At 47.8% G+C, this 14,387-nt stretch carries 12 protein-coding genes; 2 read left to right on the top strand and 10 right to left on the bottom strand.

From position 1 onward, the window contains the following. Positions 1-4: 4 nt before the first annotated feature. The 10 genes from OEY58_04775 to rpsB form a co-directional block, all read right to left on the bottom strand. Positions 5-538: an OmpH family outer membrane protein gene (locus OEY58_04775; GenBank protein MDH5324757.1), complete on the bottom strand. Its 534-nt coding sequence runs from the start codon at positions 536-538 to the stop codon at positions 5-7. A gap of 80 nt (positions 539-618) precedes the next feature. Continuing rightward, entirely contained in the window at positions 619-2,985 is a 2,367-nt protein-coding gene (gene bamA / locus OEY58_04770; protein MDH5324756.1) for an outer membrane protein assembly factor BamA, read from the bottom strand. 65 nt (positions 2,986-3,050) lie between these two features. Next, the gene (gene rseP, locus OEY58_04765; GenBank protein ID MDH5324755.1) at positions 3,051-4,412 is read right to left on the bottom strand and encodes an RIP metalloprotease RseP; all 1,362 of its coding nucleotides are present in this window, start codon (positions 4,410-4,412) and stop codon (positions 3,051-3,053) included. Further along, on the bottom strand, positions 4,412-5,623 hold the full coding sequence (ispC, locus tag OEY58_04760) for a 1-deoxy-D-xylulose-5-phosphate reductoisomerase (GenBank protein MDH5324754.1): 1,212 nt from the start codon (positions 5,621-5,623) through the stop codon (positions 4,412-4,414). Before ispC ends, rseP begins: the two co-directional genes overlap by 1 nt. Positions 5,624-5,636: 13 nt before the next feature. After that, positions 5,637-6,548: a phosphatidate cytidylyltransferase gene (locus OEY58_04755; protein MDH5324753.1), complete on the bottom strand. Its 912-nt coding sequence runs from the start codon at positions 6,546-6,548 to the stop codon at positions 5,637-5,639. Continuing rightward, positions 6,487-7,245, bottom strand: coding sequence for an isoprenyl transferase (locus OEY58_04750; GenBank protein MDH5324752.1), 759 nt, complete (start codon positions 7,243-7,245; stop codon positions 6,487-6,489). The genes OEY58_04755 and OEY58_04750 overlap by 62 nt, the downstream gene beginning before the upstream one ends. Before the next feature lie 96 nt (positions 7,246-7,341). Continuing rightward, complete coding sequence (gene frr, locus OEY58_04745; protein MDH5324751.1) at positions 7,342-7,899, bottom strand: ribosome recycling factor; 558 nt, start codon at positions 7,897-7,899, stop codon at positions 7,342-7,344. Then, a complete protein-coding gene (gene pyrH, locus OEY58_04740; protein MDH5324750.1) occupies positions 7,896-8,633 on the bottom strand; it encodes a UMP kinase in 738 nt (245 codons plus the stop codon). Before pyrH ends, frr begins: the two co-directional genes overlap by 4 nt. A 159-nt stretch (positions 8,634-8,792) precedes the next feature. Next, positions 8,793-9,674 carry a translation elongation factor Ts gene (tsf, locus tag OEY58_04735; GenBank protein MDH5324749.1) on the bottom strand — a complete coding sequence of 294 codons (882 nt, stop codon included), beginning with the start codon at positions 9,672-9,674 and terminating at the stop codon, positions 8,793-8,795. 116 nt (positions 9,675-9,790) lie between these two features. Beyond that, positions 9,791-10,699: a 30S ribosomal protein S2 gene (gene rpsB, locus OEY58_04730; protein ID MDH5324748.1), complete on the bottom strand. Its 909-nt coding sequence runs from the start codon at positions 10,697-10,699 to the stop codon at positions 9,791-9,793. A 224-nt stretch (positions 10,700-10,923) separates the two neighbouring features. Here rpsB and map point away from each other — a divergent pair, with 224 nt between their 5' ends. Both map and glnD read left to right on the top strand, forming a co-directional pair. Further along, a complete protein-coding gene (gene map / locus OEY58_04725; protein ID MDH5324747.1) occupies positions 10,924-11,694 on the top strand; it encodes a type I methionyl aminopeptidase in 771 nt (256 codons plus the stop codon). Next, positions 11,691-14,372 carry a [protein-PII] uridylyltransferase gene (glnD, locus tag OEY58_04720; GenBank protein MDH5324746.1) on the top strand — a complete coding sequence of 894 codons (2,682 nt, stop codon included), beginning with the start codon at positions 11,691-11,693 and terminating at the stop codon, positions 14,370-14,372. Before map ends, glnD begins: the two co-directional genes overlap by 4 nt. The last annotated feature ends 15 nt before the right edge of the window (positions 14,373-14,387 follow it).

The raw sequence follows: 14,387 nt of genomic DNA, 5'->3' as shown, positions 1-14,387 counted from the left end.
GATGCTATTTCTTCGGTTTTTTAGAATTGTTTTTGCTTGCCTTTAGCTCTTTAATCACAGCCGCCGTAATGTCAACTTTATTACTCATATAAAACAAAACTTCATCATTCAAAATCAAATCGAATTTACCGCGTTCACCCACAATGTTAACCGCTTCACGAACTTGCCGTTGTACTTTGTCCAAAGCATCATTTCTGCGAATATTAAAATCTTCGCGAATTTCATCCTGCAAGCGCTTGATATCCCGTTGCCGGGTTCTCACATCTCGTTCCAATTTACGTCGCTCATTTTCACTCATAATGGCGCCATCGCGAGTGAGTTTTTCTTCTTTTTGACGCAGTTTTTTCAATAACTCATCAATTTCTTTTCGGCGTGGCTGAAATTCTTTTTCAATGGCTGTTCGAGCTATTTCCGTTTGCGGTGCTTCTTCCAAAACTTTGGCTGTGTGCAAGACGCCGATTTTCAGTTCCGCAGCCAAAACCGATGCTGGAATCACTGCAATAAACCACACTAATATTATGGAAATAGTTTTTCTCATCTGTCTCAATAACCCCTTTCTTCAGATCCCTAGTGACCCAATCGCGTATAATGCCACGAATCACCTCTGATACCAATGCTTTAAAACGGTGCCCCAATGTTAAACTGGAATCGCTCCATTTGGTCGCCATCGTAACTATTAATAGGCCAAGCCCAGTTAAAAATCAGAGCCCCCACCGGAGTCACCCACACTGCGGCGAAACCATAAGAAACACGATATCGATCATCAATGAATATATCGCTGGTATCCTCCGCCCGGGATCGAATCCGTCCCGCATCAACAAAAGCGCTTAAACGAAAGTTCTTGCTGGGCTCATCGGTGAACGGTGGCGGAAAAAACAGCTCCAGTTTAGCCAACGTACGTTCGTTGCCACCCACAGGGTCGCCGGGTTCGCAGACAGGATCACAATTCATATCCTTTGGACCAATGGTATTACCCCGGAATCCGCGAACGGAGCGACTGCCACCGGCGAAAAAATTCTCGAAAAAGGGCAGTATGTCCGCTCCATCTTTCTTGTCGCCGTAACCGTAACCCACACCGTATTCACCTCCGACCAACAGAGTGACATAGTCGTACAAAGGTACATACCAGTGCAGACGGTAATTGAGTTTGTAATACTTCAGGTCCGCCCAAGGCAAAGTCGCCTCACCGGAAAAACGGGACAATAAACCTTCATCGGGAAACAAAGGCCGATTACGCGAATCGTAAGAATAACTCAAATGTGCATTTAGGGAAGTGAAATCCGTTTTTATGTTATTGCTATCCACCACCTCAGGATTGGGATCTATCTTATTCACCCAGTTAATATAAGATTGCGGTGCCGAGTTTTGATTAATGGTCAAATCGGTGCGTTTTCCGCCCATCCCAAAACTGGCTCGGGTGTATTCGCTGACCGGTATACCGAAATTCATTCCCAGATCCAACTCATCGGTACTGAAATCAGCCAGATTTAACTCCGCATTTTCACGCGAACGGTAAGACAAACGCATACCCCGGCTAACGCCGTCTTTGGTGAAATAGGGATCATCTATAGAAAAGTTGTAAATCTCATCGGACTTATTATTGTCGACCTGTAACTTCACTTTTTTACCGGTGCCCAAATAGTTGTTCAAAGTAATACTGGTGTTGAACAGAAACCCGTTTTCCTGACCGTAACCGATACCTGCAGTAAAGTTACCGGTGGAGCCTTCCACCACATCAATGTTGACATCCACCTGATCCGTGGTTCCCGGAACCGCCGGCGTTGTAATTTTGATATCGTCAAAAAATCCCAATCGTTGTAACCGTACCTGCGAACGCTTCAACAAGGGCGTGGAAATCCAGCCCCCTTCCATTTGTCGTAATTCACGCCGTATGACCTCATCATGGGTTTTGGTGTTACCGCCGATATTAATACGCCGCACATATACGCGCTTACCCGGGTCCACAAAAAAGGTAATGGCTATCTCTTTTTTCTTTTGATCAAAATCTGGAATTTCGTTCACATTGGCAAAAGCATAACCGTCGATTCCCAGACGGTCTTTAATATTGTTAACGCTTTGTATTAGCTTAAACCGGGAAAAGACATCGCCTTGTTTCAATTGCAACAGGCCGCGCAGTTCACCTTCCGGAATTACCAAATCCCCGGCCAACTTTATCTCACCTGCGTGAAACTGCTCTCCTTCATTGATTTTAATAGTGACATAAATATTCTTCTTGTCCGGAGAAATGGATACATTTTTGGACTCGATTCTAAAATTAATATAACCTCGATCCATGTAGTACGATTTCAGTCGTTCCAAATCCCCTTCTAAGGTGTGATCGGCGTACTTGTCACTACCTGTCATAAACGACCACAAGGTCCCTTGTGTCATTTCAAAGTTATTCATCAAATCGAACTCGTTGAACGCCTTGGCTCCAATGAGTTTGATTTTTCGCACACGACCCGGATCATTTTCGGTAATATCAATCTGTAAATCAACTCGATTTCTGGGCAGATCCGTCAAACTGGATTTGATATCCACGCCATAATAGCTCAGTCCAAAGTATTGACGTTTCAATTCCTGGTGGATACGGTCCAGTGCAGAACGGTTTAAGACCCGCCCCTCGGCCAGACCAATCTCTTTCAGTGCATCCTTAATAGTATCCGTACTGATCTCAACATTACCGAATATTTCCAGCTTATCGATAGATGGGCGTTCCTTGATGCGGATAACCACAATGTCGTTCTCACGCCCCACTTTAACGTCGTCGAAAAAGCCTGCTTTATATAAAGCTCGCACCGAGTCCACGATTTTTTCCTGACTCATGGATTCACCGACTTTGAATGGCAAATAGGATAAAACAGCGCCCAACGAAATGCGTTGCAATCCCTCCACTTTGATATCCTTAACCACGAAGGACTCATCAGCGCCAACAAAGCCGGAGAATAAAAACAGACATAAAAATACCAAATAATTAAGCTTCATTTACCGCCTCAGTTTTTATTTTTTTCGCCGCAGCTCATTGTTTTCTCCGTCCTCCGCTGACCGGCTTACCCTATCAAGCGTTGAATATCGTTATAAAATGCCAGAATCATCAACATACCCAGAAGAACAATCCCCACCTGCTGCATCTTCATCAAGGTTTCATCCGAAACGGGCTTACCGGTGAAAATTTCAACAAAATATACCAGCAAATGCCCACCGTCCAATATAGGGATGGGTAACAGATTCAATACACCTAAGCTAATGCTGACAATCGCCAGAAAAGATAAAAAAGTGGTCAATCCGATGCTGGCGGTATAACCGGCATACGTGGCAATCGTAATGGGTCCGCTGAGATTTTTCACAGACACATCACCCATGATCATTTTTCCCAACATCCGCAGGGTTAGTACCGACATTCGCCACGTTTCCTGAAAAGACCGAAGAAAAGCCTCACCCACAGGATATTTCACCACGGTGCTAAGCGAATCAACCAAATCTTCAGGCACCTCGGGAGCTGCTCCAATATAACCTATCGGACCTGTCTCCGACGCCACCTCCTCGGGTTTTAACTCCAGTACGTGTACGTCCTGACCCCGTTCTATTTGCACCATGATGACACGATTGGGGTTTTTGCGAATGACCTCTACCCAATTGCCCCAGTTTTCTATCGGCTTGCTATCCACAGCGATCACCCGATCGCCTGACTGTAAACCGGCCTGTTGTGCCGCTTTGCCATCGCTGATCTTACCAATGACCGCAGGGTACTCGGGTTGAAAGGGCTTTACCCCCATAGCCTTAAACAAATTGCCCTGTTTTTCATCCAACGTTACGCCGGTAAAATCCAACTCCGAGCCGCGATTACCGTCCACCGTTTTGAACTCAATGGCAATTCGGTCTTTATCCAATCCGGTTTCCAAAATCGCCATGCGTACCGCACCCCAGGTAGGCGTTGTTTCTCCGCCCACACTGACGATTTCATCACCTTGAGTCAAACCGGCGGCATGAGCTATGGACTCGGGCAGCACCTCGCCAACCAACGGTTTGGCACCCGGAATTCCCACCAGATACATGAGAAAATAGGCGATGATGGCGAAAATAAAATTGAATATGGGTCCGGCGGCAACGATGGTAATACGCTTGGAAACCTTTTGCCGGTTAAAGGCACGATGGACTTCCTCTTCTTTGACTTCACCCTCTCGCTCATCCAGCATTTTCACATAGCCACCAATGGGAAACGCGGCCAGAACGAATTCGGTTTTATCCTCACCTCGCACCCGGGTCCACAGTGGCTTACCAAAGCCGATGGAAAATCGCAGGACTTTGACTCCCATGCGTCTTGCCGCCCAATAGTGGCCGTACTCATGAAATGCGATTAATAATCCCAGAGTGACCAACAAGCCCAATAGTGACATGAAAAACGAATCCATTAGTGCAACCCGTTCTTTAGATTTCGGTTAATATATTCTTCAGCAGTGTAACGAGCTTGCTGATCGGCCTGCATAACGGTCTCCAAACAATCGGCTTCCACCACTTTTATTTGCGCCAAAGTCTGCTCGATGATATCCGGTATGTGGGGAAACCGAATTTCATTTTCCAAAAACCGAGCCACTGCCACTTCATTGGCCGCATTTAATATGGCACTGGCTGTTCCTCCGGCTTCAAAGGCATCCATCGCCAAACGCAAACAGGGGAAACGGTCATAATCCGGCGCCTCAAATTCCAGCTTGCCAACGGTCAGCATATCCAATCGATCCACTCCGGATTCCAGACGTTCCGGCCAAGCCAGTGCATGTGCAATAGGTGTACGCATATCCGGATTACCCAGTTGCGCCAGCACGGAACCATCGACGTACTCCACCATGGAGTGAATGACACTTTGCGGATGTATCAACACTTCTATGTCCTGTGCCGGCATACCAAACAACCAGCACGCTTCAATAAACTCCAAACCTTTGTTCATCATGGTCGCAGAGTCCACGGATATTTTGCGACCCATGACCCAATTAGGGTGGGCACAAGCCTGATCCGGGGTAACATCCCGCAAGCTGGCTAAATCCCGATTCCTAAACGGGCCGCCGGAACCGGTCAACAGAATTTTGCGAATGCCTTTGCGATCGTCTTCGCCGTTTCCGTGCGGCATGCATTGAAAAATGGCATTATGTTCACTGTCTATGGGGAGAAGCTCTGCGTTATTTTGAGTTACAGCTTTCATAAAAAGCCCTCCGGACATCACCAGAGACTCTTTATTAGCCAGCAATACACGTTTACCCGCCTCTGCAGCCGCTAAAGTCGGTTCTAAACCGGCCGCCCCCACAATGGCAGCCATCACATACTGCGCACTTTCTAAGGAAGCCACACGTTTCAGTCCTTCTTTGCCCGACAGTACCTGAATTTGAAGACCGCTGGATTGAAGCTTTTGTTCCAACTGCTGAGCACAGGTTTCATCCAGCATTACCGCATATTCCGGTTGATGTTGAAGACACTGCTCATAAAGGCGATCCACCTGTCGATTGGCAGTTAAGGCGACGACTCGATAGCGTTGTGGGTGACGCGCCAAGACATCGAGAGTATTCACACCGATGGTTCCCGTGGCTCCCAGAACAGTAACACCTATACCATGACCGCTGACTTCTGACATGTTCTGCCCCTATCTATTTTGATCCCGACAGAACCAGCTTCATATCGAAAAGCCACCACAATCCCATAAGAAAGACCGGTGATGCTATGGTCATACTGTCAATTCGGTCTAAAATGCCACCATGGCCGGGCAACAAAGACCCACTGTCTTTAACGCTCATTTGCCTTTTGAACATACTTTCCGTCAAATCGCCCAGAACGGAAATAAAGGTTAACAAAAGCGAAAACAAGAAAAACACGGCGGCTTTACCCAACCCCAGATCGAACATACCCAATACATACCCCCCCACAGCGGCGGTGGGCACAGCTATAGCCAACGCGCTATAGACACCCTCCCAGGATTTTCCCGGGCTGACTTTGGGCGCCAATTTTCTACGCCCCCAACGACGGCCGCCAAAATATGCCGCAGAGTCTGCAAACCAGATTAATAAAAACAAATACAAAACGAAATATGGACCGTTGGTCTCGCCACCATGCACTACGATCAAAGCGGCCCAAGTCATTACTAGAATGAGTAGCCCCACTAAAGCTTTGACCCAGCGATTAGCCCAACTACCGGCACTGGCGGGGTAAGTCATAACCAAAATTGAAATCAATAACCACAACAGCACCGTACCGCTAAACAGGGGTAAGGCAAATTGAGATTGATAATGCAATAAATACCAAACCGCGCCCATGGCAACCGCGTTAACTGCTGTAAATGCTCCACGCTGAATCGCCGCCGTAAAACCGGCCAGATTGCCCCACTCCCAACTGCCCATGAGAATCAGCAGCCCCATAATGAGCGCGAAAAATACATTGGGCAAAGCCAACACCCCCCAAATAACCAGGGGTCCTAGAGTAAAAGCCGTAAGCAGGCGTTGTTTAAGCACTTGGCGTTGTTTCCACTTGTTCGCTGGTTCGACCGAAGCGACGTTGGCGGGCACTAAAAGACTCTATCGCTTCGTTGAGCGTTTGTTCCGTAAAATCCGGCCAGAGAATATCGGTGAAAAACAATTCTGCGTACGCTAACTGCCACAAGAGAAAATTGCTGATGCGTTTTTCCCCACCGGTGCGAATAAAAAGATCGGGATCCGGCAATCCCGCTAATGACATGTGTTCATGAATCAAGTCCTGATCGATGTCTTCTTCATGAATTTTGCCGTCAGCCAACAGGCGCGCGACTTTCCGAGCTGATTGTGCCATGTCCCAGCGGCCACCATAGTTTACCGCAACCACCAGTGTAAGGCCGGAGTTATTGGCCGTGAGTCGTTCGGATTCGGCCAGTCGCTCCTGAAGTTTATCACTGAACGCGCGGCGTTCCCCAACAATGCGTAGTCGTACATTGTTTTCGTGCAACTTGCTGACTTCTCGTTGCAATGCGGTATACAGTAATTCCATCAATAAACTGACTTCCTGCTCAGGGCGGCGCCAGTTTTCACTGCTAAATGCAAACAGCGTAAGAACTTCGATATTCAATTTTGCGCAGGCTTTAACGACCGTCCGAACGGTCTCTACGCCGGCTTTGTGACCAAAGAAACGGGGTTTCTTCTGATTTTTAGCCCATCGCCCATTACCATCCATAATGATGGCAATATGCCGCGGTAACGGTTTGCTATATTGATAGGGTGGTTCACCGGGCATGACGTTCTCTGTTACTCACTTAATTAGTTGGCCTGCTAGACTGCTGATTCTCTGGCATACACCTGGTCGCAGCAGATATCACCGCGACGCCTGAGACTACATTTCCATCAAATCTATTTCTTTTTCTTCGATGGCTTTATCCACCTCTTTGGTAAATTCGTCCGTCAGTTTTTGCATTTGGTCTTCGGCACGACGCAAATCGTCCTCAGTAATTTCTTTGTCTTTTTGTAAAGCTTTGAAATCACCATTGGCGTCGCGGCGAATATTACGAATGGCCACCTTGGCAGCTTCACCTTCGGCGCGCACAATACGAATCATGTCTTTGCGTCTTTCCTCTGTCAGTGGTGGCAAAGGTACGCGGATTGTGGTTCCTGATGTTGCCGGGTTCAATCCCAAATCAGACGTCATAATGGCTTTTTCTACCGGCTGTACCATGGTTTTTTCCCAAGGCGTAACCGTCAAGGTACGGGCATCGGATACCGATATAGAAGCCACTTGGGACAGGGGCACATCACTGCCGTAATATTCCACCACCAGGTGGTCTAACAAGCTGGCATGAGCCCGCCCGGTTCGTAGTTTGGTCAACTCGATTCTAAGCGCTTCAATGCTTTTTTGCATGCGCTTCTTGGCATCTTCATTTATTTCATTGATCATGACACTTCCCCATTTTCGACTATAGTGCCTTCATCCTCACCTTGAATAATCCGCAATAACGAGCCTTTTTTGTTCATATCAAACACCCGTACCGGCATGTTGCAGTCTCGACACAATGCAATTGCGGTTGCATCCATAACGTTAAGATTTTTTTGTAAAACTTCATCATAACTCAAACGACTGTATCGTACGGCGTCCTTGACCTTCATCGGATCAGCTGAATAAACGCCGTCAACTTTGGTAGCTTTTAATACCACGTCCGCACCAATTTCTATTCCGCGCAAACTGGCAGCTGAATCGGTGGTGAAAAAGGGACTACCGGTTCCCGCTGCAAATATAACCACTCGCCCCTTTTCCAGATGGCGGATAGCACGGCGACGAATATAATCTTCCGCCACTTGGTTGATGTGCAGTGCTGACATGACACGCACTGTCAGACCGGCACGTTCGAAGCAATCCTGCAGTGCCAGAGAATTAATTACGGTTGCCAGCATTCCCATGTAATCGCCGTTGGCTCGATCCATACCGCTGGATGCCAGGCTCACACCGCGAAATATGTTACCGCCACCGATGACAATGGCAACCTGTACTCCCATTGCCACCAGTTCTTTGACTTCCTCACCAACGCGCTCAATGATCTTAGGATCGATGCCGAATTCCCCATCGCCCATTAGCGCTTCGCCGCTGAGTTTCAATAATACTCTTTTGTAGACCGATTTTGCTTGCTTACCCACTGGGATGCCCTTTCAAATTCTTGCTGTCTGTGTTGTGGCAAAATACCGGCGGTGGCCGTTAAACGGCCGCCGGCTGATCTGTACTATTGTTTGGCCTGCTCCCACATCTTCCCTGGCTGCTACACTCCCCGAGCGTTCCTCCTTGAGCAATGGTATAGCTTAGCTGCCTTTTACTTGAGCCATAACTTCGTCAGCGAAGTTTTCCTGTTTCTTCTCCACACCTTCACCGATTTCGAAACGGGTAAACTGATTAACCGCTGCGTTGGCGCTTTTTAACAGTTTTTCCACGGTGGAGTCAGGGTCTTTAACGAAAGGTTGACCCAATAGGGTTACTTCTTTCAAATACTTATTGATACGTCCACTGACCATTTTTTCAACGATCTCGGCCGGTTTACCACTCTCCGCTGCTTGGGCTGCAAAAATTTCCTTTTCTTTCTCAATCAATTCTGCAGGCACCTCATCGGAACTAACACATACCGGTTTGCTGGCCGCAATGTGCATAGCAATATCTTTAGCTAAGGCAACATCATTACCACTAAGTTCCACTACAACCCCGATTCGACTACCATGAGAATAACTGGAGAAAGCACCATCGCTGGCTTTGAGCAGGGTAAAACGGCGAACTTCCATTTTCTCACCAATTTTGGCGGTTAAAGCCTTGGTGCTGTCGGAAACATTGTCACCGCTGTTCATTTTCATCGCCAACAAGGCGTCCAAATCCGCCGGTTGATTCGCCAGGGTCAAATCACCTACTTCATTAGCGAAATTTTGAAAATTCTCGTCTTTTGCCACGAAGTCAGTTTCGCAGTTCACCTCGACCATGACTGCCAATTTCTGATCATCGCTGATGCGGATGATAATCAAACCATCGGCCGCTGTACGGTCCGCTTTCTTATCCGCCTTCGCCATACCTGTTTTACGCAAATGCTCGATGGCAGCTTCTAAATCTCCATTGGTTTCCACCAGAGCTTTTTTACACTCCATCATTCCAGCTGATGTGCGTTCACGAAGTTCTTTTACCAATGCCGCTGTAATCGCCATATTCCCAATTCCTCATATTCATTAAACGGTGATGGACAGGAATATCCATCCAATTATCTGAAAAAGGGGGCCAGGCCCCCTTATGTTACGTGCCGAAAACGCTGATAGTTTCCGAATTACTCAGCCGTCTTTTTCTTAACGGCTTTTTTGGGTGCAGCTTTTTTCTTGGCTGCCGCATCACCCGCTTCTTCCTTCGGTGCAGCTTTTTTCTTCACGGTCGCTTTCTTTTTCACAGTCGCTTTTTTCTTAGGCGCCGCCGTCTTTTTGGGGGCTGCGTCGGCCACTACAGCACCGCTGTCATCCAACTCCACAAATCCGTCGTCCGGTCCACTCAACAGCATAGGGTCGGGGCGACTTTCCAGAACGGCTTTAGAAATGGATTCGACATACAAGCGAATGGCGCGAATGGCGTCGTCATTGCCAGGGATGACATAATCGATTCCGTCCGGACTGTTATTGGTGTCCACGACACCCACCACTGGAATACCCAGTTTTTTAGCTTCGTTTACAGCGATTTTCTCGTGTCCCACATCAATCACGAACAAGGCGCTGGGCAGACCACCCATATCCTTGATACCACCCAAGCTACGGTCAAGCTTTTCCTTTTCCCGCGTCAACATCAAGGCTTCTTTTTTGTTTAAACGGGCAAAGCTACCGTCAGTTTCCATGGTTTCCAGTTCACGCAAACGTTTGATAGACTGTTTCACTGTCTGAAAATTGGTGAGCATTCCGCCTAACCAGCGATGGTTAACAAAAGGCATATTGCACAGGGAAGCCTGTTCTTTAACCACATCGCGTGCTGCCCTTTTTGTACCGACAATCAGTACCTTACCTTTGTTTGCGGTAATTTTTCCGAGGAAATTTGCGGCATCATTAAATGCGGGCAAAGTTTTTTCCAGATTGATAATATGAATTTTATTGCGCTCGCCAAAAATAAAGGGAGCCATTTTGGGATTCCAATAACGCGCTTGATGGCCAAAATGAACACCTGCCTCAAGCATTTGACGCATAGTAACTGCTGACATATTTTTACTCCACTGTTGGGTTATGCCTCCATGTGCCCCATATACCAACCAGGGGGTTAACCCAGGCACCCGGATATATGTGTCGGAACATGTGTGAAATTAACTGCAGGCCGAAACCTGCAACAAGATTGCCATATCGGCGCGGGCTTTATACCATAAAACAGACATAACAACAATCCGACAGGGTTCATTAGCTAAAAAAACGGAGTGATTCGACGATTATCATGGGTATTCATATAAAAAATGCAGAAGAAGTCGAGAAAATGCGCGTTGCCGGGCGTTTGGCCGCCGACGTATTGGTCATGATACAACCCCATGTGCAAGCCGGGATTACCACAGAGGAACTGGACCGAATTTGTCATGATTTTATTGTCAATGAGCAACATGCCATCCCCGCCCCTCTCAATTATCACGGTTTCCCGAAGTCCATTTGCACATCGATTAACCACCAGGTCTGTCATGGAATTCCCAGCAATAAGCGTTTGAAAAATGGCGACATAATCAATGTGGATATCACCGTCATTAAAGACGGTTTTCATGGTGATACCAGCCAAATGTTTTATATCGGCGAACCTTCCATCATTGCCCAACGTGTCAGCCGCATCAGCTACGAATGCCTGAGTATCGGCATTAAAAAAGTAAAACCCGGCGTACACTTAGGTGACATTGGACACGCTATCCAGCAACACGCCGAACAAAATAATTGTTCAGTCGTACGTGATTACTGCGGCCATGGCATTGGCCGCCAGTTTCACGAAGCGCCTCAAGTGCCCCACTACGGCACGCCGGGTACCGGCGAAGTACTGGAAGCAGGCATGACCTTCACCATTGAACCTATGGTGAATGCAGGCAAACCGGGGGTAAAAACACTTCCGGATGGTTGGACGGTGGTCACCAAAGACCGCACCCTGTCGGCACAGTGGGAACACACTCTGCTGGTAACCGATACCGGCTTTGAGGTTCTTACTCTGCGACCCGACGAAGCACCGTTTTGAATTTTCTTGACAACGAGATTATCGATGCGGAACTGTGGGATCCGCAGGCCTTTGAAACGGCACTGCAGGCCGGAGCCAACCCGGTCATTCTGTTTAAAAAGGCTGCCCAGCAGGGCGACAAGATTCTGGCGGCCCGATTTGAAAGAGATATTCCCGTCCATGAGCTGGTCCTGCTCCGAGCACGGCTGATCGATCAGCTGCTGCGTCGCGCCTGGAACCACTACCTGGAAGACCCCCAAAGCGCCAGCTTAATCGCCGTGGGGGGTTATGGTCGCGGCGAGCTTCACCCCGCCTCTGATGTGGATATATTAGTGCTGCTGCACAACGAACACAGCGGCATGCTCGACTCTCAGATAGAACAGTTTCTAACATTGCTCTGGGATATGAAACTTGATGTAGGCCATAGCGTGCGCTCACTGGCCGAATGCATCCAACATGCAGACAATGACATCACCATTGCGACTAATCTGATGGAATCCAGGCTCCTGGCGGGCGACAAGAATTTGTATCAAGTGTTACTGGAGGCCACAGGCCCGGAAAAAATTTGGCCCGGTCGGAAATTTTATCAAGCCAAAATTGAAGAACAAATCCAACGTCATCATCGTTTTGGTGACACCTCCTATAACCTGGAACCCAACATCAAGGAGAATCCGGGTGGCCTGCGTGACATCCAGGTGATTGGCTGGGTCGCCAAACGCCACTTTGGGGTTACAACCCTCAAAGATCTGGTGGATAGAGGGTTTCTGACGCCTCAAGAATTTGAAACGCTGGAAAAAAGCCAGGATTTTCTCTGGAAAATTCGCTTTGGCCTGCACTTATTGGCGACGCGTAAAGAAGACCGACTGCTGTTCGACTACCAACGGGTTTTAGCCCACCGTTTTGGTTATAAAGACAGCGAACACCGCCTGGCTGTGGAACAAATGATGAAGCAATACTACAGCACGGTGATGGATCTGAACCGACTCAACGAAATGTTGCTGCAATTATTTGACGAAAATATATTACAAGAAGGCCAGCCGGCTCATGTCAAACCCATTAACCGTCGTTTCCAGGAAAGCTACGGTTTTATCGAAGTCAACCACGACCGGGTATTTAAACGCAATCCTTTTGCACTGCTGGAGATATTTCTAATTCTGGCACAACGACAGGACTTAAAGGGCGTCCGCGCACAAACCATACGCCTGATTCGTGACCATTGCTATCTCATCGATGAAAATTTTCGCAAAGACCTGCGCTGCCAAAGTTTGTTCATGGAAATTTTTCGGCAGCCTCAAGGCCTGACTCATGAGCTCAGACGTATGAACCGTTACGGTGTGCTCGCTGCCTATTTACCGGCTTTCGGCAATATCGTAGGACTGATGCAGCACGATTTGTTTCACGTATTTACTGTGGATGAACACACCCTGTCTTTGGTTCGAAACTTACGTCGCTTTACCGTGCCCCGGCATTACCATGAATTTCCACTATGCAGTGAAATCATTCAGAACATCGCCAAACCGGAATTGTTGTTCCTGGCCGGCTTTTTCCACGATATAGCCAAAGGCCGCGGCGGTGATCACTCCACTCTGGGGGCACAGGATTCTATCGAATTTAGTAAAACCCACGGATTGAGTCATTATGATACCAATATCATTGCCTGGCTGGTGGAAAACCATCTGATCATGTCTACCACGGCGCAAAGAAAGGATATTAGTGACAACACCGTCATTCAGGAATTTGCCCACACCGTGGGCACGCAAGAACGCCTCGATTATCTCTACCTGCTCACCGTAGCCGATATCCGCGCCACCAGCCCCAGCTTGTGGAACTCCTGGAAAAATGCCCTGTTGATGGAGCTATACTACACCACCACACGTGCCTTTCGCCGAGGTTTAGGTAATCCGATCGAACAATCGGAAAAAGAGTTAGAGATCAAATCCCTGGCCCTGCGCCAATTGCAACGTGAATTTGACCCTGAGCAAATCGATAAATATTGGAACAGCCTGGAACAGGATTATTTTGGCCGTCACTCAGTGGACGAAATCGTCTGGCACACCAAATCCATACTACACCACTCCATTGAACGGTTACCGCTGGTGTTGGTTCGCCCTCGAACACATCGCGGAGGCACGGAACTTTTTGTTTGCGCCAAAGACCATCCGGAAGTCTTTGCCATAATTACCGCCACCTTGGAGCGAGCCGGCCTCACCATCGCCAACGCCCGCATTAGCTCTTCCCGGCTGGACTATAAACTATATACGTTTATTATTCTGGAAAAATCAGGCGACGTCATTTCGGATCAACACCGCATCGACGATCTTATAGAATCTCTGTCCTGGCTTTTGGTCAGCCCGAAACTGGAAAACATCATTATCGAAAAAACCAGAGTTCAGCTTCCGCGCCAACTAAAACATTTCACTATTCCCACCGAAGTCAGCTTCCGTAGTGACAATCTCAATAAACGCACTATTATGGAAGTAGTGGCATTGGATCAGCCGGGTTTACTGGCTAAAATTGCCCTGGCTTTGTTGCGTTGCGGAGTCACAGTACAAAACGCAAAAATCGCCACCTTTGGAGAAAAGGCAGAGGATATATTTTTTGTCACAGACTCAAACCATAGGGAAATTACTGACAAAGAACAGTTGCGCCGAATAGAAACCGCCATTGTTGATTTGCTGAACGACCACAATCCAACATAACACGAACATGTGACT

It is taken from the genome of Gammaproteobacteria bacterium, assembly GCA_029882975.1.
Taxonomy (GTDB): Bacteria; Pseudomonadota; Gammaproteobacteria; order SZUA-152; family SZUA-152; genus JAJDNG01.
The sequence above is the reverse complement of the archived record's forward strand: the minus strand, read 5'-3'. Positions and strand labels throughout refer to the sequence as shown.